General features: G+C 63.5%; 22 protein-coding genes. 6 read left to right on the forward strand and 16 right to left on the reverse strand.

The features are described 5' to 3' along the window. Positions 1-2 precede the first annotated feature (2 nt). The 10 genes from G4223_RS04550 to G4223_RS04595 all read right to left on the reverse strand — a co-directional run bounded on the left by G4223_RS04550 (position 3) and on the right by G4223_RS04595 (position 7204). The gene (locus G4223_RS04550) at positions 3-248 is read right to left on the reverse strand and encodes a hypothetical protein (RefSeq protein ID WP_241003952.1); all 246 of its coding nucleotides are present in this window, start codon (positions 246-248) and stop codon (positions 3-5) included. A 256-nt stretch (positions 249-504) separates the two neighbouring features. After that, entirely contained in the window at positions 505-1002 is a 498-nt protein-coding gene (locus G4223_RS04555; RefSeq protein ID WP_163675646.1) for a TlpA disulfide reductase family protein, read from the reverse strand. Continuing rightward, on the reverse strand, positions 999-2009 hold the full coding sequence (locus tag G4223_RS04560; RefSeq protein WP_163675649.1) for a hypothetical protein: 1011 nt from the start codon (positions 2007-2009) through the stop codon (positions 999-1001). Before G4223_RS04560 ends, G4223_RS04555 begins: the two co-directional genes overlap by 4 nt. After that, positions 2009-2686 carry an ABC transporter ATP-binding protein gene (locus G4223_RS04565; RefSeq protein ID WP_163675651.1) on the reverse strand — a complete coding sequence of 226 codons (678 nt, stop codon included), beginning with the start codon at positions 2684-2686 and terminating at the stop codon, positions 2009-2011. The genes G4223_RS04560 and G4223_RS04565 overlap by 1 nt, the downstream gene beginning before the upstream one ends. Beyond that, entirely contained in the window at positions 2683-3816 is a 1134-nt protein-coding gene (locus tag G4223_RS04570; protein WP_163675653.1) for an ABC transporter permease, read from the reverse strand. Before G4223_RS04570 ends, G4223_RS04565 begins: the two co-directional genes overlap by 4 nt. Next, complete coding sequence (locus G4223_RS04575; RefSeq protein WP_163675656.1) at positions 3817-4113, reverse strand: hypothetical protein; 297 nt, start codon at positions 4111-4113, stop codon at positions 3817-3819. It abuts the gene before it with no gap. A 5-nt stretch (positions 4114-4118) separates the two neighbouring features. After that, the gene (locus G4223_RS04580; protein WP_163675659.1) at positions 4119-4301 is read right to left on the reverse strand and encodes a hypothetical protein; all 183 of its coding nucleotides are present in this window, start codon (positions 4299-4301) and stop codon (positions 4119-4121) included. 53 nt (positions 4302-4354) lie between these two features. Next, positions 4355-4759 carry a hypothetical protein gene (locus G4223_RS04585; protein ID WP_163675662.1) on the reverse strand — a complete coding sequence of 135 codons (405 nt, stop codon included), beginning with the start codon at positions 4757-4759 and terminating at the stop codon, positions 4355-4357. 85 nt (positions 4760-4844) lie between these two features. Then, a complete protein-coding gene (locus G4223_RS04590; RefSeq protein WP_163675665.1) occupies positions 4845-5072 on the reverse strand; it encodes a hypothetical protein in 228 nt (75 codons plus the stop codon). Positions 5073-5140: 68 nt separating this feature from the next. Next, positions 5141-7204: a CHASE domain-containing protein gene (locus G4223_RS04595; protein ID WP_163675668.1), complete on the reverse strand. Its 2064-nt coding sequence runs from the start codon at positions 7202-7204 to the stop codon at positions 5141-5143. A 306-nt stretch (positions 7205-7510) separates the two neighbouring features. Between G4223_RS04595 and G4223_RS04600 the strand changes: the two genes are divergently transcribed. The 4 genes from G4223_RS04600 to G4223_RS04615 all read left to right on the forward strand — a co-directional run bounded on the left by G4223_RS04600 (position 7511) and on the right by G4223_RS04615 (position 11970). Beyond that, positions 7511-7819, forward strand: a complete 309-nt coding sequence (locus G4223_RS04600) for a PepSY domain-containing protein (protein WP_163675671.1) — start codon at positions 7511-7513, stop codon at positions 7817-7819. After that, positions 7816-8484 (forward strand): response regulator transcription factor, encoded by a 669-nt coding sequence (locus G4223_RS04605; protein WP_163675674.1) that lies wholly within the window; start codon positions 7816-7818, stop codon positions 8482-8484. Before G4223_RS04600 ends, G4223_RS04605 begins: the two co-directional genes overlap by 4 nt. Further along, positions 8477-9868: a sensor histidine kinase gene (locus G4223_RS04610; protein ID WP_163675677.1), complete on the forward strand. Its 1392-nt coding sequence runs from the start codon at positions 8477-8479 to the stop codon at positions 9866-9868. Before G4223_RS04605 ends, G4223_RS04610 begins: the two co-directional genes overlap by 8 nt. Before the next feature lie 92 nt (positions 9869-9960). Continuing rightward, complete coding sequence (locus tag G4223_RS04615) at positions 9961-11970, forward strand: methyl-accepting chemotaxis protein (RefSeq protein WP_163675682.1); 2010 nt, start codon at positions 9961-9963, stop codon at positions 11968-11970. 39 nt (positions 11971-12009) lie between these two features. On the opposite strand, the gene G4223_RS04620 is transcribed toward G4223_RS04615, so the two are convergent. The 3 genes from G4223_RS04620 to G4223_RS04630 form a co-directional block, all read right to left on the reverse strand. Then, complete coding sequence (locus G4223_RS04620; RefSeq protein ID WP_163675685.1) at positions 12010-12510, reverse strand: hypothetical protein; 501 nt, start codon at positions 12508-12510, stop codon at positions 12010-12012. Continuing rightward, the gene (locus G4223_RS04625; protein ID WP_163675688.1) at positions 12507-12989 is read right to left on the reverse strand and encodes a cytochrome c; all 483 of its coding nucleotides are present in this window, start codon (positions 12987-12989) and stop codon (positions 12507-12509) included. Before G4223_RS04625 ends, G4223_RS04620 begins: the two co-directional genes overlap by 4 nt. Positions 12990-13118: 129 nt before the next feature. After that, positions 13119-14258 carry a GGDEF domain-containing protein gene (locus G4223_RS04630; protein ID WP_163675856.1) on the reverse strand — a complete coding sequence of 380 codons (1140 nt, stop codon included), beginning with the start codon at positions 14256-14258 and terminating at the stop codon, positions 13119-13121. 228 nt (positions 14259-14486) lie between these two features. Here G4223_RS04630 and paaI point away from each other — a divergent pair, with 228 nt between their 5' ends. Further along, the gene (paaI, locus tag G4223_RS04635) at positions 14487-14927 is read left to right on the forward strand and encodes a hydroxyphenylacetyl-CoA thioesterase PaaI (RefSeq protein ID WP_163675691.1); all 441 of its coding nucleotides are present in this window, start codon (positions 14487-14489) and stop codon (positions 14925-14927) included. Positions 14928-15010: 83 nt separating this feature from the next. After that, positions 15011-16339: a phenylacetate--CoA ligase PaaK gene (gene paaK, locus G4223_RS04640; RefSeq protein ID WP_163675694.1), complete on the forward strand. Its 1329-nt coding sequence runs from the start codon at positions 15011-15013 to the stop codon at positions 16337-16339. A gap of 74 nt (positions 16340-16413) precedes the next feature. Here paaK and G4223_RS04645 read toward each other — a convergent pair whose 3' ends face one another. The 3 genes from G4223_RS04645 to parC all read right to left on the reverse strand — a co-directional run bounded on the left by G4223_RS04645 (position 16414) and on the right by parC (position 21032). Beyond that, the gene (locus G4223_RS04645) at positions 16414-17502 is read right to left on the reverse strand and encodes a TRAP transporter substrate-binding protein (RefSeq protein WP_163675859.1); all 1089 of its coding nucleotides are present in this window, start codon (positions 17500-17502) and stop codon (positions 16414-16416) included. Between the two features lie 104 nt (positions 17503-17606). After that, complete coding sequence (locus G4223_RS04650; protein WP_163675696.1) at positions 17607-18692, reverse strand: TRAP transporter substrate-binding protein; 1086 nt, start codon at positions 18690-18692, stop codon at positions 17607-17609. A gap of 117 nt (positions 18693-18809) precedes the next feature. Continuing rightward, positions 18810-21032 (reverse strand): DNA topoisomerase IV subunit A, encoded by a 2223-nt coding sequence (gene parC, locus G4223_RS04655; protein ID WP_163675701.1) that lies wholly within the window; start codon positions 21030-21032, stop codon positions 18810-18812. Positions 21033-21070: the final 38 nt, after the last annotated feature.

The raw sequence follows: 21070 nt of genomic DNA on the forward strand, positions 1-21070 counted from the left end.
GGTTATTCCTTGGCCTTACCGGCGGCTTCCTCGGCCTCGCGGGTTTCCTCGACCAGATCGGCCAGGTTCTCGCGGGCGTTGAGCACCAGATCCTTGCCAAGGTCGGTGCCCTTGGCCACCGCCGCGGCGATTTCCTTACGGTACTTGTAGCCGTAATAGCCGACGGCAGCACCGGCGGCGAAGATCACCAGCGGATTGCCGAACAGACGGCCCAGAATGCTACGCCCCGCCACATATCCCACGCTCATGGCCATCGCTCCCTTGGCTAGTTGAGTGCCCGCGCCGGCGGCGGGGGCCATCATGGTTTCACACACGTCTTTCATGGTGTCGGTCATTTGGATGTCGCCTTCCTCTCCGGTGGCGGCTCGGGCTCGCCGTTCAGCATCAGCCAGATCCCCTTGCAGCCCTCGCAACAGAACGTAAGCGTCCGTTCCGCCGTCTCCACAGAATATCCTTTCGGCGGAACCGGCAGCCCGCAAAGATCGCAATCCTGCTTGGTGTCGCTCACAGCAGCCCCTCGACCATCTTGACGAATCCTTCCATGTCGGACTCGCCCAGGATGCGGTGACGCACCTTGCCCTCGCGGTCGACGACGAAGGTCATGGGCAGACCGGTGACGCCGTAGGCCCGCGCGACCTTGGCGCCGGGGTCCAACAGAACCGGATAGGTGATACCCAGATCGGCGACGAATTTCTCGATGTCCTCGGCCTTTTGTCCGGCATTGACCGCCAGCACCACAAGTCCGCGCTCGCGTTCCTTCTGCCACAGAGGCTCGATGCTCTTCATCTCGTCCTTGCAGAAGGCGCACCATGTGGCCCAGAAGCGCAACACCACCACCTTGCCCGCCACCGCCTCGGGCAAGCGGATTTCCTCGCCCCCCGCCAGAGTGCGGGCGACGAACGGACGCACCGGGTCGCCGGTGACCGGGGCCTTGGCTCCGTCCTCGCCACAGGCGGCAAGCAGCATCAGCGCCAGGGCTGCGGCAACGGGGGCGAATTTCATGGAACGACCTCGAAGAGAATCAGGTGAGAGCGTTCAATCAACCACAGAGCAACAAGACCGAACAAGGCGTAACCGCCGACCGACCACGCGGCAAGGCTGCGCGCCACCAGAGGCGCCATCGTGCTCAGGCTGGGCCGCCGTCCCGCCCAGCCGGCGATGCCGGCACCCAGGCCGCACACCGTGCCGACGAACAGCGGCACATAGAGTGCATAGCCGATATGGCCGTATTCCCGCTTCAGGATGCAGAACGGGCAATGGTGGTGCGGCATCTCGTAGACATAGACCGAGATGGTGGAAATGATCGCCGACATGCCGATCACGAACGCCGCCACCGACAACAGGGCGTGCAACCAGCCGCAGCGCCGCCAGCGCAACACCACCGCCCCCGAGGCCAGCACCGCCGCCAGCGAACCGGCCAACAGCGACAACGCCAGCCCATGCGGCAAAGACGCCACCGAGTTGCTGGTCACGGTGACGCCACCGCCGCTGAACAAGGTGGAACAGCACGAGGTGATGACGTCGGCGCGCAACCCCATGAAATAGGCGCCCTGAACCACGGCCGATCCCACCAGCACCGGTGCCAGAAGGATCAGCGCGGCGTACTTGACGCGGATCAGCGGGTAATCCCAGCCACGGTTGTCCACATGGTCCAGAACCAGCCAGCACCCGGCCAGGAAGAACACCGCAAGCTTGAGGTAAAGCGTGGGAAAGCCCCAGGGGTCGACCTTGAGCGTGCCCACCGCGCACATGGCCCCGGTGAACAGCGTCGCCATGCGGTCGGCGTTGAACACGAACAGCACCAGGGCGGCCAGTTCGGCGGCCATCACGATCTTCAACAGCGTCGCCACCAGATAGGTGCGCCGCTCCATGCGCAACTGCGCCTCGGAACCGTCGGCCAGATTCCAGCGGCGCACCACCGTCCAGGCGAACGGCACCGAGGCCAGCACCAAAAGCGCCGCCAGCCCGGATGCCAGCATCAGGGCGATGATCGCCGGCTGGAACAGCATCAGCGCGCCTCCACCACCACGCCGTCACGCATGGTGACCACGTGGTCGACCACCCCGGCCTCGGCCACCAACGGGTCGTGGCTGGTCATCAGGATGGTGCGGCCGTCGCGCTTCATCTCGGCGACGATGTCCAGGAACTGCGCCGAGCGCGCGCTGTCCAGATTGGCGGTCGGCTCGTCGGCGATCACCACCTGGGGATCGTTGATCAGGGCCCGCGCTATGGCCACGCGCTGGGCCTCGCCCCCCGACAGCCATTCGGCCATGGACTTGGCCTTGGGCCCCATTTCCAGCCGGTCGAGAAGTTCGTGGGCCCGGTGACGCAAGGCACCATGGTCACCACCCAACGGATAGGCCGGCACCATGACGTTCTCGACCGCGGTGATCCCCTTGAGCAGGTTGAAGTTCTGGAACACGAAGCCGAAGGTCGAGCGGCGGATGTCGGTGAGGAACCGTTCCGGCAGCGACGAAATGTCGCGCTCCTTGAGCTTGACCCGGCCCGAGGTGGGGCGGGCCAGACAGCCGACCATGGTCAGAAGCGTGGTCTTGCCCGATCCCGATGGCCCACGGAACACCGTCACCTTGCCCTGGGCCACATGCAGGTCGATGCCCTTGAGCGCCCAGAATTCGTTGGCCCGGCCCTGGTTGAAGGCCTTTTTCACGCCGGTCAGATGGATCATCGCATCACCTGGTCTGGATCGACGGTAGCCGCGCGCCAGATCGGCACCACGGTCGCCAGGGTGTAGGGGAAGACGGTAAAGAAGAACAAGGTGGCGACCTGAAGCTCGTCCACGAAGGGCGTGAGCTGGAATTCCGGGTACATCACCGCCCAGCCCTTGAGCACCGGCGCGAACAGCGCCGCCCCCCAATGGAAGACGTGCAGATAGGCCAACAGATATCCCGCCAGGAAGGCGCCCAGCGAGACCACGGTCCCCTCCATGGCCTTGAGCCGGATGACGTCCGAGGTTTCCCAGCCCACCGCCTTCAAGATGCCGATCTCGCGTTTTTCCTCGGCCGACAGGCCCGAGGCCTTGTCCCAGGCGAAAATGGCGAAGGCCAGGATGGCCCCCACCAACAACACCAGAAGAATCCCCTCGCGCCAATCGAACACCGATTCGTAGGTCCGCAGGATCTCGTCACGCAGGATGATGCGGGTGTCGGGCAAGGCCGCGTCGATCTTTTCCGCCACCGTGCGCACCTCGCGCGGGTTGCGCACCGCCACCACGATATCGGTGAAACGGTCGGCAGGAACCCCGAACAACCGGCGAAAATCGGTTTCCGACACCAGGAACAGATCGGCCGACACCAGGGCGGAATCGTTGTCGATCACGTCCTTGATGCGGAATTGCACCAGATTGCCGTCATGGGCGCGAAAGCTCATCAAATCGCCCACCGCGACACCGCGCACGTCGGCGACGCCGCTGCCGACCACCGCGCTTCCCGCCTCGACCACCCGGTCGGCCGGCACCATCAAGGTGTAATTGGCCGCCGCCGCAGGGTCGAACAGATAGCCCCACAAACGGCCCTCGGCCGACTTGACCCCGCGCACCGCGCGGATGGCGTCCAGCCGTTCGGCGGGGATCATGTCGTGGCGGCCGGCGACCAGCCTTTGCACCAGAAGTTCCGGCGTACCGGCCAGGACCTGTGCCGCCTCGCGCCGGATGGCGTGGGAAAACAGCATGACCGAGGCCAAAACGGCGACAATCAGGGTATAGACCACCGCCAGCCCCAAGGTCTTGCCCAAGCGCCGCCCCAGCGACGACAAGGCGAAGTCCAGCAAGGCCCGCTGGCGGTTCAGCCAGACCGGCATTCAATGCCCTCCTTGATGGCGGGGCGGCGTAACCAGCGACCCCGACGGGAAATGTTCGATGGCGAAGGGATGGTCCTGGAACGGCGCATGCGCGTCCGCCTGGCTGAGATGGCGGGTGTAACGCGCTTCGGTGAACAAGGACAGATCGGTAAGCCCCAGCCGCTCGACCAAGGCGGCGCGTTCCGCCAGACGGGGCGTCGCGTCGGAAACGCCGATCGCCGCGTCCACGAAGGTCGCGGCCACCGCACAGGCGGCGACGGTGAACAAGGCGACGGCGATGTCGGCGGGGCGAGGCATTGTACTCAAACCCTTGCCGCCGCTTTCATCAGCACCACGCGCACCGCGGCCGTCAGGCTGGGCCCCAGGCCCACGGCCTGCGACAACGCCGGGACCAGGATCAGCGACGCCAGCGTCAAACCGGTGCCCAGCGCCAGCGAACCGACGTCGGCGCCTTCCGGCTTGGCGGATGAAACAGTCTTGTGCATGGAAAACCTCCGGTCACACGAGAAACGGATCGCGCCGCAAGGCGCGGACGATTTCACGCGGCGGAGGGCGGCCCCCGTGACGGCAGGGGCGGGCGGGCGACGGCACGGGGCGGCGCCGTCGGGCCATAATCATGGAACACCACCGGTTGGAACGAGGCGAAGGCCGCCTCCACCGAACGGTCGACAACCGGCACCACACTGTCGGCCACATGCATCTGGCACAACGGACATTGGGCGCAATCCCAATTTCCCGGAACCCCGGTCGAACCGTCGTCGTCCCCCAGATGGATGGAACAGGTGGGAGGGAACAACCCCTCTTCGGCCCAGGCGGCCTGGGGCTGCGACAAGGGAAGAAGAAGCTGGGCCACCAGCGCCAGGACGCCCAGCCACGCCCCCAGGCGGGCAAGCCCCGCACCGGCAACGGATTGGATCATCTCAAGGACGCCCGCACGCTTCATCCGTGAATTCCCCCTGGCGCATCGTCACCATCCATGATGCGCCCGAGCACAGTTAACACATTGACCGGCGTCAAGCCAGGGGGCGTCAATCCTTGGGCCGGGGATCGTTGACATAAAGCGTGTGGTGCCAATAAGACAGCCCCAGCAGCGCCACCCCGGCCACCGCGTGCAGTGTCCGGGCCTGTCGGGTTCTCTTGAGGTAACCGGTCAGCGCCAGCACCCCCATCGCCCCCACCATGCCCCATTTGGCCATCGAACGCTTGCGCCGCAGTTGGCGCCGCCGATCGGCCGCCAGTGCCGTCTCGCCATGCATCGGGTTCTCTCCGCGATTATATGCGTGTTCCATCATGCGCCCCGGCACGGACATCGCAAGAGGTTTGCTCAGGCCACCGGCAAGGTGAACAGGAAGCGGCTTCCCTTGCCTTCCTGGGACTCCACCCAGATGCGCCCGCCATGGGAATGAACCACCTTGCGGCAAATGGCCAAACCGATGCCGGTGCCGGGATAACGCTCTGCGCCATGCAGACGCTGGAACGGTTCGAACACTCTGTGATGATAGGGCGCGGCGATGCCGATACCGTTGTCGGCCACACAAAATTCCCACATGGCGCCGTCACGACGCGCCGACAGGGCGACATGGACGATCCGCGCCGGATCACGGAATTTGAGGGCGTTGGAAATCAGGTTGTAGAACAACTGGGCGATCTGCGTCCGGTCGCCCAGTACCCTTGGCAATGGCGCAATGTCCAGATGGGCGCCGGCCTCGGCGATGGAATACTGAAGTTCGGACAGGGTCACCTCGACCAGATCCGCGGAAGCCACCGAAGAAAAGGGCGCAGATTGATCCTTGATCCGGGCATACACCAAAAGATCGGCCACAAGATCGCGCATGCGGTGGGCGCCTCCCACCAGGAAATCCAGGAAGTCGCTGCTGTCACGGTCCAGGTGCCCCTCGAGGCGCCGTTCCAGCAACTGGGCGTAACTGATGACCGTCCGGCACGGTTCTTGTAGATCATGGGCGGCCACATGGGCGAACCGCTCCAATTCCTGATTGGAACGGGTCAATTCGTCCACCGCCCGGTTCAAGGCATCCTCGCGCCGGCGGCGTTCGGTCTGATCCCGCCCTTCCGCCACCACCCAAGCCACACGGCCGTTCTCTGCCAGGACCGGACGGAAGGACAAGTCCACCCACATTTCCTGACCGTCCGCGGTATGGCGCAGGATTTCCAGGGACATCGGCAGCCCCGCCAAGGTCTCGGCCAGAGCCACACGGCATCGCTCGCGCTCGGCGGCGACGTCGAACCACTCGGCCTCCCAGAACGGAGACCCGGCCACCCGCTCCCAATCGTTGCCAGCCAAAGCCAAGGCGCTGGGATTGCTCGCCACCAATCGCCCCTCGCCATCCAGCAAGGACTGGAACTGCACCGAATTGTCGAAGACCGCCCGGAATCGAGCCTCGCTCTCACGCAAAGCCCGCGTCATGTCGTCGGCCAGTGCCTGCGCCTTGCCCTGCCCACGGGACAAACCGGCGACCAGAGCCGCCAGCAACAGACTGGCAACCGCCCCCAGGCCGACCACCATCCACGGCAGTACGTGCGCCATGGTTTCGCGTTCGCGGGGAAAAGCGTAGAACACCGCCAAAGTGCGATTGGAAAAAACGACGTCGCGCCGCCACCACTGCGCCTCGGAAGCGGCACCGCCGGATACATGCAGTTCCTTGGCCTGGGCAGGATCGGAACCATCGTAGATGCGGACCAAGGCGTCGGGCGCGGCGGTCTGAAGCACGAACGACATCAAGGTGGGAACCCGAACCGGCGCCAGGGTGAACCCCAGCAGGGAGGCGCGCCGTTGTTCAAGCGAAGATGGCGACGTGCCCGACGCATAGACCGGGGTATAGGCGATGAAGGCGGGCTCCGCCTCGGAATCAATATCGACCTTCAGAATCACGCGGCCGGTGATCGCGGTCTTGCCGCTGTCCCGCGCCTGATCCATGGCGGCACGGCGATGCGCGTCCTGATACATGTCGAAGCCAAGCGCCCGCATGTTGGCCGGGGTGACCGGCGCCGAGAAACGATTGGGCACCATGATGTCCTGCTCCACGGACGGCCACAGCCTGAACCATGGCAACCCCTGGCGATGGGCATCAGCGACAAAGGCATCGGCCTGAGCCCGGCGCACCACCGGCGCATAAGCCACCGCCGGAATACCCGGATAGTTCTCGGCCAACCCAAGGTCATCCACGAAGGCCGCCCATTCCCGCAGATTGGTCGGGCGGGCGGTGCGGACAAAGGCGGCGGCGGCCCGCAGGGATTGTTCGTAAAGCGAAAGCCGCTGAACCAGGGCGCCGTGCAATCCTTCCACCCGCCGCTCCACGGCGGCCCGCTCCTCGGCGACGATCCATGACCGGGTCAGGGTCGCCACAACCGCCGACAAAAGCAGTCCCACCGCCAATATCGCGGCGGGCAGAATAGTACGAAACAACTTAAGATTGCACATGCGCGCAACAGAAACCGGGACCATCACCCTACCCTTACTTCCCGCAGCCAGAGTGTACGCGCTGACAGAGAAAGGGCAAGACGGCATTACACGAATTCGCCGCCATTCTTTCAGGTTCGCGGCAGGAATTAACTATAGGTTGTTATATAGAAACTCAAAAAAGATTATCCATATCCTTGCCCCAAGACGACGGGAAACCACGTGGCGGCGCGATGGTTCATGGGAAATTCATGTTGAATCGGCCATGATGGACACATGCAGACCGCCATCACCACCACCCTGATCGCTTGCCTGTTGTTCGTCACCCCGGCCGGGGCCGACGACAGCCATGACCACGACCGCGCCCGTCAGGCCGTCCAGGCCGGCGAGATCCTGCCGCTTCGAACCATTCTCGACCATGTTGCCCGCGACTTTCCCGGCGACGTGATCGAGGCGGAACTGGAAGACGAACACGGCAAGCCGACTTACGAGATCAAGTTGATCTCGCCCCAGGGGCAGGTCATGAAGATCGTCTACGACGCCCGCGACGGCAGCGTCATCAAGGTCAAGGGCAAGCACAGATGAGAGTTCTGGTGGTCGAGGACGAACCGCAATTGTCGCTTCGGGTGGAACAGGCGCTGGAAATGGCCGGTTTTGCCGTGGACGTCGCCTTCGACGGCGAGGAAGCGTGGTTCCTGGGCGACACCGAACCTTACGACGCTGTCGTCCTAGATCTTGGCCTTCCCCGGCTGGACGGGGTTTCGGTGCTGCGCCGCTGGCGCGAATCGGGGCGGATCATGCCGGTCCTGGTGCTGACCGCGCGGTCGCGCTGGACGGAAAAGGCCCAAGCCTTCGACGCCGGTGCCGACGACTACCTGACCAAGCCGTTCGAGATGGACGAAGTGGTCTACCGCATCCGCGCCTTGATCCGCCGCGCCGCAGGTCACGCCAGCCCGGAAATCGTCTGTGGGCCGTTGCGCATCGACACTGGCGCGGCGCGGGTGTGGGTGGACGGCCAACAGGTGGTCCTGACCGCCCAGGAATTCCGCATCCTGTCCTATCTGGCCCACCGCATGGGCCGTGCCGTGGGCCGCAGCGAGCTTGTCGAACACGTCTACGACCGCGACGACGACCGCGATTCCAACGTCATCGACGTTCTGATCGGCCGCATCCGCAAGAAACTCAAGGTCGAGGTGCTGCATACCCTGCGGGGCCAGGGCTGGCGGCTGGAGCCGCCAAGCGATGGCTGACCCCGTACCCGCGTCGCTGCGGCGACGGTTGATCCTGGCCGCGCTGCTCTGGCTGGTCCTGGCCCTTGCCGCCAGTGGCGCGGTGCTGCGCGTGGCGTTCGAAGACAGTATCGAACGGACGTTCCAACTGCGCCTGATGACCGCCGTACGCGCCTTGGCCGCCGTTCTCGAAGAAAATCCGGACGGTGGACTGAAACTGGCCCGGCCAGTCGGCGACCCCCGTTTCGAGCAGCCCCTGGCCGGCTGGTATTGGCAGGTCGCCGACCGAAACGGTGTTGTTTTACGGTCGCGCTCACTTTGGGACGCGACCTTGCCGGTCTCGGTCGATCCCGCCGCCGAGCCGGGAAGCGCGGTCTTCGGGCGCGTCACCGGCCCCCGTGGCGAAAGCCTGCTGACCGCCGAACGCGAGTTGTCGCTGCCGGAGCGAGAGCACCCGGTTCATGTGATGGTCGCCGCCGACCGCCACGACGTGGACCGTGAATTGCGCAGTTTCGACCGTCTGTTGGCCGTGTCGTTCGTGCTTTTAGGTGCCGGCCTGGTGGTCGCCATGACGGTCCAGGTCGGATACGGACTGAAACCGCTCAAACGCCTAACCCACGAGTTGGAAACCCTGCGCCGCCGTGCCGGAGGCCGGCTTTCGGGCGGATATCCGGCCGAGATCGCCCCCCTGGCCCAGGCCATGAACGCCGTTCTCGACCACGACGCGGAATTGGTGGAACGCGCCAGAACCCATGTGGGCAATCTGGCTCACGGTCTCAAAACGCCGCTTTCGGTGATGCGGGCCGAATTGTCGGCTCCCGGTGCCGACCATGCGGTATTGGCCGAACAGGTCGACCGCATGGCACGGATGGTCGAACACCATCTGACCCGTGCTCGCACCGAGGCGTCGTCGGCCCGCGCGTTGGGGGCCAAGGTGCCGGTGGCACCGGTGATCGATGAAATCAGTGGGGTGTTGAAACACCTGCACCGTCACCGTCCGCTGATCCTGGAAAACCACTGCGCCGCGGATGCGGTCTTTGCCGGCGACCGGGACGATCTGGCGGAAATGGTCGGCAATTTGATGGACAACGCCTGCAAATGGGCGAAAACCCGAGTGAGAGTGACCACCCTGGACAGTACTGGACTGGTGCTGTCAGTGGAAGACGACGGCCCTGGCCTGCCCGAAGCCGACTATGCCAAAGCCAAGCGACGCGGCACCCGTCTGGACGAGAATGCCCCCGGCCATGGTCTTGGCCTCGACATCGTGCGCGACCTGTCGGAACTGTATGGCGGGCATCTTGAACTGGATCGCTCACCGCTTGGCGGTTTGATGGCTCGATTGATTTTCCCGCCCAGCCCTAACGCCGTGGTTCAAATTCCGAAGAATCATCCCCAAATAAGGTAGAAAATTCTCACCTCTTCGTTTTGTCCTTTTGCCCACACCAGAAACAAGGTTTATCGTCACATCCTCTGGTCGGAGCAAACTAGGACTGCGTCATGGCGTCGATGATTGTGGAAATCCGCCGCGCTTTTGCCATCGTCATTATGGCGTCACTTGCAAGCGGCGGCATTGTTATCGCTGAGATCAACCAATTGTTGTCGATCTCAGGGATCGCCGTGGTCATTGCACTTGCCGTCATTATGATGACGCGGCTGTGTTCCGTCGCCCGCCAGAACGCAGAAACCCTGGCCAAGCCTTTCGTCGCCTTGGCCGAGGGACGAACCGACATCCGTTTTCCCACGGTGACGCCCAACCACGAGGCCTCCGCCATGATGGCAGCCGGCCAATCCCTATTGCCGCGCGTGGTCGAGGGATTGCGCACCACCGCCGCGTTCCAGAACGGCACCACACCCCGCATTGTGCTAGGCCCCCAGGGCGTCGAGTTGTGCAACCAGGCGGCCCACGACATTGTCGGCGATTCCCTGGCGGACCTTGTCGCGGGACTTGAACGGTGGCGAAGCGCCGGCGCCTCGGGCGTGGTGGAAATCGCCGACCACACCCTGTCGCCGCATTCCACGGCCATCGTCGGCCCGGACGGGGCCAAGCTGGGCCACGCGGTCGAACTGGTCGACCTGAGCGACCAGATCGCGCTCAATCACGAAGTCGAGACGGTCGTGCTGCGCGCGGCTCTCGGCGATTTGTCGCAGCGGGTCACCGTCGAAGGACGACGTGGCACCGCCCGCGCCCTGGCCGAGGACGTCAACCGTCTGCTCGTCACCATTTCCAAGGTCGTGGACGACCTGGCAACCCAGCTCGAGGGGTTGGCCACCGGCGACCTGACACGGCGCATCGACGGCATGTACGAAGGTGTCTTCGCCCGTCTTAAAGGGGACTTCAACGGTACCGCCATCAAACTGGCGGCGGTGGTCAAACAGATCGGCACCGCCGCCGACCACTTGAACCACATCGCCGGCGAGGTGACCGCGTCGTCCATGGAACTGAGCGAACGCGGAGAAAAGCACGCCGCCAGCATGGAAGAAGCCGCCGCCGCGTTGGAAGAGCTGACCGCCACCGTGCGCCAGAACTCCACCAACGCACAACAGGCCAACGTCTTCGCCGCCCAGGCCCGCGACACCGCCGGCTCCAGCGCCCAGGTGGTGACCAACGCCATCGCCGCCATGGGCCGCATCGAGGATTCGTCGATCCGCATCGGCGCCATCGTCGGCATGATCGAGGAAATCGCCTTCCAAACCAATCTGCTGGCCTTGAACGCGGCGGTCGAGGCAGCCCGTGCCGGCGACGCCGGCAAGGGCTTCGCCGTGGTCGCCCAGGAAGTGCGCAACCTGGCTCAGCGTTCGGCCGACGCCTCCAAGGAGATCAAGGGGCTGATCGCCGAGTCGGGGCGCGAGGTGACGTCGGGCGCGCAATTGGTGAAGAACGCCGGCAATGCCCTGGAACAGATCACCGGATCGATCCATCAGGTCGCCGCCATCGTCGAGGAAATCGCCCTGGCGACCCGTGAACAAAGCACCGGCATCGACCAAGTCACCCTCACCATCTCGGAACTGGACGAAGCCACCCAGAAGAACGCCGCCCTGGTCGAGGAAAGCGCCGCCACCGCCCAGTCGTTGGAGCATCAGGCCGCCGCGCTCAACGACCAGATGGCGTTCTTCCTGTTGGACGCGGCCCAGGCCCAAGGCCCGGCCCGCCACGCCGCGCTGGTGCTGGGCACCAAGATCGACCACCAGGTGTTCCGCCAGAACGTGATCGACAGCATCGTCGGCAAGAACAACCTGACGGCGGACAAGCTGCCCGACCACCATTGCTGCCGCCTGGGCAAATGGTACGACAGCGTCGAGGAACCGCTGGTCAAGGGCAGTCCGTGGTTTACGGCACTGCTGGAACCGCATAAGCGGGTGCACGCCTCGGGCAAGGCCGCCCTGTCCTGCCACGCTTCGGGCAACGGTTCGGGGCGCCAACAGGCGCTGGACGTCCTGGGCGACGCCTCGGAACAGGTGTTGGAAATCCTGGATTCCCTGGCCCGCGACATCCGCGAAGGGCACTGATGAAGCTTAGGGCGTGATGCACATTTCGGGGATCACGGCCTAACGGTGATGGACCTCGCGTTCGACGCGGGTCAGGGTCTCCAGCAAGGGGCCTTGCTGGTCCTCCTCGACGTCGCCATGACGGCGCAGAACCTCCGCCAATGGCCGATGGGACTGGCGGCCGACCAGAACGCCATCCTCGACCGACAACAAGGTCCGCGCCACCACGGCCGCGGTTTCATGGCATTGGGCACACAGGCGCCGGAACAGGTCCGGGGTCTCCACCTGGGCCCGCAACATGCTGGCAATTCCCGCGACGACCTCTGGCGAATAACCGCCGTTATGGGACTTCAGGAAGGCCTCGACATCCCGCCCCTTGCGGTCGCCCAGGTGCCCGTCCACCAAAAGCAAGGTATTACGGGAAAAGGTTCCGGCATGCCCGTGGCAGCCGCCGCAACGCTGATCCCACAGCTTGTGCAGGTCGTCACCGTAGGCGGACCCGGCCGCCACGAACGACAGCAAGGCCAGCGCCGCCATCCGAAAGCGGCGCGGCGCGGTCATTGTGGCCGCCCCCGTCCCATGCCCCCGCCCATTCCACCACCCATACCCATTCCGCCACCCATGCCGGTTCCCATGCCAGGCGGAATCTGGATTTGCAGATGGGCGTCGAACATCCATTCCGCCACCGCCTTGAGATCGGCGTCGGTCAGTTCGGGATAGGTGTCGCCGATGGCCGGCATCAGGCCGAAGCGTTCGACCGCCATGGCGTCCACCGACTTGCCCGGTGCCGGCGCACGTACATAATCCATCACCCGGCGCACGAAAGCGTCACGATTGCCGCCCGTCGCCAGACGCACATGCACGGCCATCATGTCGATGGGCGGCGCCACCATGTCATCGCGCCGCGCCGGATCGCGGGTCAAGAAATGGCAATTGCCGCAGGTCGCCAGGAAAATCTCCTTGCCGTCCGCCTTGGCCGCCGTCGTCGCCACGGGCCAAAGCAACGTCGCCACCAACACCACGCCCAAAACCCGCTTCATGCTTGCCTCCCCTGTCGATCAAAGCATTGAAGCATTACCGGTCGCCATCGTCATTGATCTTCGACATGTGGCGAGAACGCAAAAGGGCGACCATTGGGCCGCCCTTTGCAAAATGTGGGGTTTCGGGGGTCAGGCCTTGAGGAGAACCTCGCCATGGGCGATCAACTTGTCGCCGATGCCGATCACCCGGTCCTTTCCGGTCTGCTTGGCCATGTACATGCGCTGGTCGGCCTTTTCCACCAGATCGGTCCACTGGCCGCAATCGTCTGCCCCCCGCTCGGCGATGCCCACCGAACCGGTCAGCGGCTTGCCGTCGGGACGCAGGCCCAGCCCCACCTCGCGCAGACGTTCGACGGCGCTGGCGGCGCCTTCGGCATCGGTGTTGGGCATCAACGCCAGGAACTCCTCGCCGCCCCAGCGGATCAGGATGTCGCCACGGCGAAGGACCCGGCGCAAAGCGGCGGCGGCGGAACGCAGCGCGTTGTCACCTTCCTCGTGGCCGTACTGGTCGTTGATGGACTTGAAATTGTCGAGATCGACGAAGGCCAGAGACAACGGCGCGTTGGACCGTTGGGCGGCCAGGAATTGCTGGATGACCATTTCCTCGCCGACACGGCGATTATAGGCGCGCGTCAACCCGTCATGCGACGACTGGTCCACCAACTGGCTCATGAAATGCAGTTGGCTCATGCCCGACAACGTCGCCACCGTCGCCAACAGCAGCAACAGCCACTGGGCGCCAAGGTGGGAAGCGAACGGCAACAATTGGTAGCCGAGCACGCCGGTCAGCAGATAGGCCAACAGCAACGGCGTGGACAAGGCCACGCCCTCGAAGAAGGTGATGGGGAACACCGACAGCCCCGCCACCATCACGAACGGCAGGAAAGCATAACCGGCGGCGATCACCTGTTGCGCCGGATCGGTGATGGCGAACTGAGCCAACAGCGGATGGCTGATCAGGAAAAATACCGTGGGAATGGCCAACAGCCACACCAACCCCCAACGGGCGACGCCGACGCTGTCGGCACCACGATAGCTGAGGCACAGCAGCACGAAGGCGATGGAGGCGAGAACGCGCAACGCCGCCAGATACATGCCCAGCGCAGCCTCGAAGATATAGAGGTCGACCGGAATCCACAGCGGAGTCAGCACCGCGAAGGTCGCCGCCACAAGCCGCACGCGCGACAAGATCAGCAATGAACGACGTCGCTGCACGAAAGCCGACTGACGAGTGGGCATCAGCAGGTCGAAAATCTCCGCCATCGTCATTCCAGAGAAGACGATCCCGAGAATTCTTTTAAGGAAGTTCTTGAGGAACTCCACGACCACCGTTCCTTTTGCCTCTGGCTCACGCGAGCAGACGGTAACCCCCCACTGCATACCTTGCAAGCGCTTTGAGGTCAGGTCCCACACGGTCAGCGTGCCCATGGTCACACGGCGGTTGAAAGGATTGGTTAACGCCGCCTAAAACAAGGACCAAACGTCACGGAGAGAAACATGCACCACCCCACCCCAGCCCAAATGCACGATTTGGCCGAACGCGTCGGCGCCGCCATGCTGGAACGCGATGAAAGCTTGAAGCTGCTTGGGGTTCAGCTGGAAGCCATCGGCCCAGGAACCGCCCGCATGTCCATGACGGTGACGCGCGCCATGCTGAACGCCCTGGGGCTGTGCCACGGCGGCTACACCTACAAACTGGCCGACGACGCCTTCGCCTATGCCTGCAACTCGCACAACCGCGCCGCGGTTGGATTGAACTGCACCATCAGTTACATGGCCCCGGCACGCGAGGGGGACGTGCTGACCGCATCGTGCGAGGAACGGTACCGCAAGGGCCGCAGCGGCACCTACGACGTCACCGTCACCAACCAAAATGGAGAAGTCATCGCGTTGTTTCGCGGACTGTGCCGGGTGGTTGACGGCAACATCGTAGAATAGTTCTAAAACACAATGTGTTTTACACTATTGCGAAAAGACACAAGACCGCAGTAGACACGGGCGAAACAGGGAGGCTTGGCCAAGTGACCGTCATCAACACCCGCCGCGTTCCGCCGTCGCGCGACATTCTTGACCCCATAGAGTTCGCCAGCCGCGACGAGATCGCTGCGCTGCAACTGGAGCGCCTGCGCTGGTCGTTGCGGCACGCCTACGACAACGTCGAGCACTTCCGCAAGAAATGCATGGTCAAGGGAGTTCATCCCGACGACCTCAAGACCCTGTCGGATTTGTCCAAGTTCCCCTTCACCACCAAGGACGACCTGCGGCAGACCTATCCCTTCGACAGTTTCGCCGTGCCCATGGATCAGGTGGTGCGCGTCCACGCCAGTTCGGGCACCACCGGCAAGCCGACCGTGGTCGGCTATACCCAGAACGACGTCGACATGTGGGCGACGGTGATGGCGCGCTCGATCCGCGCCGCCGGCGGACGGCGTGGCGACAAGTGCCATGTGGCCTACGGCTACGGCCTGTTCACCGGGGGCCTGGGCGCCCATTACGGTGCCGAGCGCCTGGGATGCACGGTCATTCCCATGTCCGGCGGCCAGACGGAAAAGCAGATCCAGTTGATCCAGGACTTCAAGCCCGAGATCATCATGGTCACCCCCAGCTACATGCTGGTCATCGCCGACGAGATGGAACGCCTTGGCCTGGATTCCAAGGCCTGCTCGCTGAAGATCGGCATCTTCGGCGCCGAACCGTGGACCCAGGCCATGCGCTCCGAGATCGAGGCCCGCATGGGAATCGACGCGGTGGACATCTACGGCCTGTCCGAGGTCATCGGCCCCGGCGTCGCCAACGAATGCATCGAGAGCAAGGACGGTCTGCACATCTGGGAAGACCATTTCTATCCCGAGATCATCGACCCCGAGACCGGCGAGGTTCTGCCCGACGGTGAACTGGGCGAACTGGTGTTCACCTCGCTGACCAAGGAGGCCATGCCGGTCATCCGCTACCGCACCCGTGACCTGACGCGGCTGATGCCGGGCACGGCGCGCAGCTTCCGCCGCATGGGCAAGATCACCGGCCGTTCCGACGACATGCTGATCATCCGCGGCGTCAACGTCTTCCCGACCCAGATCGAGGAACTGATCCTGAAAGACGCCCGCCTGGCCCCGCATTACCAGTTGGAAGTCACGCGCGAAGGCCATCTGGACAGCCTGACGGTCAACGTCGAGATGCGTCCCGACGCCTGGGAACAGGCCCCGGCCGGGGCTGTGGCCAAGGACCTCAAACACCACATCAAATCGTATATCGGCATTTCCACTGCGGTGAACGTGCTGGCCCCGGCCACCATCGAGCGTTCGCTGGGCAAGGCCAGGCGCGTGGTGGACAAGCGCCCCAAGGAAGTTTGAGGAAGAACAAGGGGCGGCCGTCTTTCCCGGCCGCCCCGTTCGTCGGGATCATTCCGTTCAAAAGGCGGACAGCATTATTTCTTGATCGGGTTGGTCAGCACGAACTGGTCATAGCCGAACTCGGCCACCCGCCACCACAATTGAACGTCCTCGCGGAAATGGTTCCACGATTGGAACACCTTGTTGAACTGGGGATTTTCCGCGGAAATCGAGGCATAAAGGTCGAAAGCCGATTTCTGCGCCGCGACCATGACGTCCTTGGGGAACGGGCGCAGTTTCACGCCGGCGGCGATCAGCTTTTTCAGGCCCATGATGTTCTGGACATCGTACTTGGTCTGCATCACCTGGTTGGCCTCGGCACAAGCCACCTCATAGGCGACCTGATAGGCCTTGGGCAACTTGTTCCACTGTTCCAGGTTCACATAGGACGAAACGGTCGAACCGCCCTCCCAGAAACCGGGATAGTAATAGTATTTCGCCACCTTATAGAAGGCCAGTTTCTCGTCGTCGTAAGGACCGACCCATTCGGCAGCGTCGATGGTGCCCTTTTCCAAGGCCGGATAGATGTCGCCGCCGCTCAATTGCTGCGGCACCACCCCCAACGGCTGCAACACTTTGCCGGCAAGGCCAGCGATGCGCATCTTGAGTCCCTTGAGATCGGCCAGAGACTTGATTTCCTTACGGAACCACCCACCCATCTGGGTGCCGGTGTTGCCCGCCGGGAAGTTGATCACGTTGTAGCCGACATAGAATTCGCGCAGCAATTCCATGCCGCCGCCCTGGGACAGCCAGGCATTGTTCTGGCGACTGTTGAAGCCGAACGGCAACTGGGTCTCGAAAGCGAAGGTGGGATCCTTGCCGATATAATAATAGCTGCACGAATGGCCGCATTCGACGGTGTTGGCCTGGACCGCGTCCAGCACCTGAAGGCCGGGCACCAATTCGCCAGCGGCGAAAACGCGAATTTGGAACTTGCCGTCCGTCAGTTCCGACACCCGTCGCGCGACCAGTTCACCCGAGCCGAAAAGAGTGTCCAGGCTCTTGGGAAAGCTAGACGCCATGCGCCAACGGATTTCCGGCAAGCCCTGGGCCAAGGCGGGAGTGGCCAAGGTGGCGCCGGCGGCCCCAACGGTCGCGGCTTTAAGGAAGGAACGTCGTTCCATCATGTGTCTCCGGCACGGATATCATGGGATCAGGCCAGAGAGCATACACAAACACGGAAGGCCCCGCCATGGCGGCGGGGCCCACACTGCGTCTTGATGAAAGGCTATTTCACCGGATTGGTCAAAACGAACTGGTCGAAGCTGAATTCGGCCACCCGCCACCACAATTGAATGTCACTGCGGAACGACTTCCACGGGCCGTAAATCTTGGCGAACTTGGGATTTTCCTTGGCGATCTCGTCATAAAGCTGGAACGCCGCTTTTTGCGCCGCAACCATGACGTCCTTGGGATAAGGACGCAATTGGGTGCCGCCCGCCGCCAGCTTCTTCAGCGCGGTGATGTTCTGGACGTCGTATTTGGCCTGCATGTCCAGCGTCGCCTCGGCACAGGCGGTGGCAAAGGCTTCCTTGTAGACCTTGGGCAGCTTGTCCCATTGCTCAAGGTTGACGTAGCACGAGAACGTCGGCCCGCCTTCCCAGAAACCGGGGTAGTAGTAGTATTTCGCCACCTTGTAGAAAGCCAGCTTCTCGTCGTCATAGGGGCCGACCCATTCGGCGGCGTCGATCGTGCCCTTTTCCAAGGCCGGATAGATGTCGCCGCCGGCCAATTGCTGCGGCACCACGCCCAGCTTGGTCAGCACCCGGCCGGCGATGCCGGCGATGCGCATCTTGAGCCCGTCCAGGTCCTTGACCGACTTGATTTCCTTGCGGAACCAGCCGCCCATCTGGGTGCCCGAATTACCGGCGGGAAAATTGATGACGTTGTAATCTTTATAGAATTCGCGCACCAGTTCCAGACCGCCGCCGTGATAAAGCCAGGCATTGTTCTGCCGGGCGTTCAGGCCGAACGGCATCGCCGCCTCGAAGGCGAAGGTCGGGTCCTTGCCCACGTAGTAATAGGCCACGGAATGACCGCATTCGACGGTGCCTTGCTGAACCGCATCCAGCACCTGAAGGCCGGGCACGATCTCGCCGCCGGCGAAAACGCGAATCTGGAACTTGCCGTCCGTCAACTCGGCCACCCGCTTGGCGACGAATTCACCGCCGCCATAGATGGTGTCCAGGCTTTTGGGAAAACTGGACGCCATGCGCCATTTGATTTCAGGCATGGTTTGCGCCAGAGCGGGCGCGGCGACGGTGCTGGCGGCGGCGCCGACGGTAGCCGCCTTCAGGAAATTACGTCGTTCCATCGTTTCCTCCAGGTTCTTCATTTTGCGCCGGGCTTTTGCGCCCGGTCGCGTTGATCCTGGCATGAAGATGGTGGTCCGACCAGTCCTAAACCAGTCCCCGAAACTCCTGTTATAAAATCAGGTGAACTTGTTGCTGCGCGGGAAACCGGTCGGCGGCAGACGGCCGACCGAGGCCCGCTTGCCCAGCCAGGGCGTCAGGTCGCTTTCGCTACGGGTGCGTTCGCCCATCTTCCACGACAGCCCTTCGGCCAGCGGGAAGACCTTGATGTCGGCGACGCCGCCATCCCGATATTTTTGCAGCATGACGCCACGGCCGCGGGTCATCACCGGGATTTCCTCGGCCATGAACACCAAGAGCTTGCGGTTGGTGCCGATGATGGCGACCGCGTCGCCCTCGGCCGGAAGACAGAACGCCGCCTTCTCGCCGTCGCCGAGGTTCAGGACCATCTTGCCGGCCTTGGTCTGGGCGACCACCTCGGCTTCCTCGACCACGAAACCACGGCCACCGTCGGACGCCACCAACAGCTTGCGCCCGGCCTTGTGCGGGAAAACATGGATGATGTCGGCGTCGTTGGCCAGGTCGATCATCAGCCGCAACGGCTCGCCGAAACCACGTCCCGACGGCAGCTTGTCGCCGCCCAGGGTGTAGAAACGGCCGTCATTGGCGAAAAACAGGATCTTGTCGGTGGTTTCCGCCTTGATCGCGAATTTGAGCTGGTCGCCTTCCTTGAACTTCACCGAATCAAGCTGGTCCACATGGCCCTTCATGGCGCGAATCCAGCCTTTTTCCGACAAGATGACGGTGATCGGCTCGCGCTCGATAAAGGCTTCGATCGGCACCACCACGGCGCTCGGCGCCTCGCCCAGCACGGTTCGCCGGTCGCCGATCAGGGTGCCGGGGCCGAATTTCTTACGGATGCCGCCGACCTGGGTGGCGATGGTCGACCACCGCCGCCCCTCGTCCGCCAACAGGTTCTCCAGATCGGCCTTTTCCACCGACAGGTTGCCGTGCTCGGTCCGAATCTCCAGTTCCTGAAGCTTGTTCAGCGAGCGCAGGCGCATGTTGAGGATGGCCTCGGCCTGCACTTCGGTCAGTTGGAAGGTTCGGATCAGCTCGGCCTTGGGCTCGTCGGCGGTGCGGATGATATGGATGACCTTGTCCAGGTCGGCATAGACCTTGAGAAAGCCCTCCAGCACCTCAAGCCGCCTGGCGATCTTCTCCAGACGATGGCGGGTGCGGCGTTCCAACACCTCCATGCGATGATCGAGGAAGGCGCGCAACACCTCCTTGAGGTTCATGACCCGCGGTACCGCGTCCTTGTCCAGGACGTTCATGTTCAGCCCGATACGGACTTCCAGGTCGGTCTGACGGAACAGTTGCTCCATCAGGTGCTCGGCCTCGATCGTCCGGTTACGCGGTTCCAGGACGATGCGCACGTCCTCGGCCGATTCGTCGCGGATATCGGCCAGAAGCGGCAGCTTCTTCTCTGTCAGCAGTTCGGCGACCTTTTCGATCACCTTGGATTTCTGCACCTGATAGGGAATCTCGCTGACCACGATCTGATAAAGACCGTGCGACAGCTTTTCCACCTCCCATTTGGCGCGCAGCCGGAAGGCGCCGCGACCGGTACGGTAGGCCTCGGCCACCGCTTCCGGGCTTTCCACCAGCACGCCGCCGGTGGGGAAATCTGGACCGGGCATCAGCGCGATCAGCGCGTCCACCGAACATTCCGGTTCCTTGATCAACAGCCCCAGCGCGTCGCAGATTTCGCCCACGTTGTGCGGCGGAATGCTGGTGGCCATGCCGACCGCGATGCCGGTGGCGCCGTTGGCCAACAGATTAGGGAACGCCGCCGGCATGACCATCGGCTCGCTTTCGGTGCCGTCATAGGTCGGGCGGAAATCGACCGCGTCCTCGTCCAGCCCCTCCATCAGCGCGGCGGCGATGGCGGTCAGCTTGGCCTCGGTGTATCGCATGGCGGCGGCGTTGTCGCCGTCGATGTTGCCGAAATTGCCCTGTCCTTCGACCAGCGGATAACGCACCGCGAAATCCTGGGCCAGACGGACCATGGCGTCATAGACCGCCACGTCGCCATGTGGATGATACTTACCGATGACGTCGCCAACCACACGGGCGCACTTCTTGAAACCGCCTTCCGGGTCCAGCTTGAGCTGGCGCATGGCGAACAACAGACGGCGGTGCACCGGCTTGAGGCCATCGCGCACGTCGGGCAACGACCGCGAAACGATGGTGGACATGGCATAGGCGAGATAACGCTCTCCGAGCGCTTCGGTCAGCGACGTCTCGCGGATTTCCGCCGCAGCGGCAGATTCGGTCATGCAACTCCCCAGTTCTCAAGGCCGGACCCGGCGCATGG

The sequence above is a fragment of the Magnetospirillum aberrantis SpK genome, assembly GCF_011022235.1.
Classification (GTDB): Bacteria; Pseudomonadota; Alphaproteobacteria; order Rhodospirillales; family Magnetospirillaceae; genus Magnetospirillum; species Magnetospirillum aberrantis.

What these genes read in the sequence shown, in the direction of transcription:
- paaI (WP_163675691.1), top strand. Translation starts at nt 14,487, where the DNA reads ATGCACCACCCCACCCCAGCCCAAATGCACGATTTGGCCGAACGCGTC.
- G4223_RS04650 (WP_163675696.1), bottom strand. Translation starts at nt 18,692, where the DNA reads ATGGAACGACGTAATTTCCTGAAGGCGGCTACCGTCGGCGCCGCCGCC.
- G4223_RS04565 (WP_163675651.1), bottom strand. Translation starts at nt 2,686, where the DNA reads ATGATCCATCTGACCGGCGTGAAAAAGGCCTTCAACCAGGGCCGGGCC.
- G4223_RS04645 (WP_163675859.1), bottom strand. Translation starts at nt 17,502, where the DNA reads ATGGAACGACGTTCCTTCCTTAAAGCCGCGACCGTTGGGGCCGCCGGC.
- G4223_RS04620 (WP_163675685.1), bottom strand. Translation starts at nt 12,510, where the DNA reads ATGACCGCGCCGCGCCGCTTTCGGATGGCGGCGCTGGCCTTGCTGTCG.
- G4223_RS04580 (WP_163675659.1), bottom strand. Translation starts at nt 4,301, where the DNA reads ATGCACAAGACTGTTTCATCCGCCAAGCCGGAAGGCGCCGACGTCGGT.
- G4223_RS04575 (WP_163675656.1), bottom strand. Translation starts at nt 4,113, where the DNA reads ATGCCTCGCCCCGCCGACATCGCCGTCGCCTTGTTCACCGTCGCCGCC.
- G4223_RS04605 (WP_163675674.1), top strand. Translation starts at nt 7,816, where the DNA reads ATGAGAGTTCTGGTGGTCGAGGACGAACCGCAATTGTCGCTTCGGGTG.
- G4223_RS04600 (WP_163675671.1), top strand. Translation starts at nt 7,511, where the DNA reads ATGCAGACCGCCATCACCACCACCCTGATCGCTTGCCTGTTGTTCGTC.
- G4223_RS04585 (WP_163675662.1), bottom strand. Translation starts at nt 4,759, where the DNA reads ATGAAGCGTGCGGGCGTCCTTGAGATGATCCAATCCGTTGCCGGTGCG.
- G4223_RS04615 (WP_163675682.1), top strand. Translation starts at nt 9,961, where the DNA reads ATGGCGTCGATGATTGTGGAAATCCGCCGCGCTTTTGCCATCGTCATT.
- G4223_RS04625 (WP_163675688.1), bottom strand. Translation starts at nt 12,989, where the DNA reads ATGAAGCGGGTTTTGGGCGTGGTGTTGGTGGCGACGTTGCTTTGGCCC.
- G4223_RS04630 (WP_163675856.1), bottom strand. Translation starts at nt 14,258, where the DNA reads ATGACGATGGCGGAGATTTTCGACCTGCTGATGCCCACTCGTCAGTCG.
- G4223_RS04610 (WP_163675677.1), top strand. Translation starts at nt 8,477, where the DNA reads ATGGCTGACCCCGTACCCGCGTCGCTGCGGCGACGGTTGATCCTGGCC.
- G4223_RS04560 (WP_163675649.1), bottom strand. Translation starts at nt 2,009, where the DNA reads ATGCTGTTCCAGCCGGCGATCATCGCCCTGATGCTGGCATCCGGGCTG.
- G4223_RS04555 (WP_163675646.1), bottom strand. Translation starts at nt 1,002, where the DNA reads ATGAAATTCGCCCCCGTTGCCGCAGCCCTGGCGCTGATGCTGCTTGCC.
- G4223_RS04550 (WP_241003952.1), bottom strand. Translation starts at nt 248, where the DNA reads ATGAGCGTGGGATATGTGGCGGGGCGTAGCATTCTGGGCCGTCTGTTC.
- G4223_RS04590 (WP_163675665.1), bottom strand. Translation starts at nt 5,072, where the DNA reads ATGCATGGCGAGACGGCACTGGCGGCCGATCGGCGGCGCCAACTGCGG.
- G4223_RS04570 (WP_163675653.1), bottom strand. Translation starts at nt 3,816, where the DNA reads ATGCCGGTCTGGCTGAACCGCCAGCGGGCCTTGCTGGACTTCGCCTTG.
- parC (WP_163675701.1), bottom strand. Translation starts at nt 21,032, where the DNA reads ATGACCGAATCTGCCGCTGCGGCGGAAATCCGCGAGACGTCGCTGACC.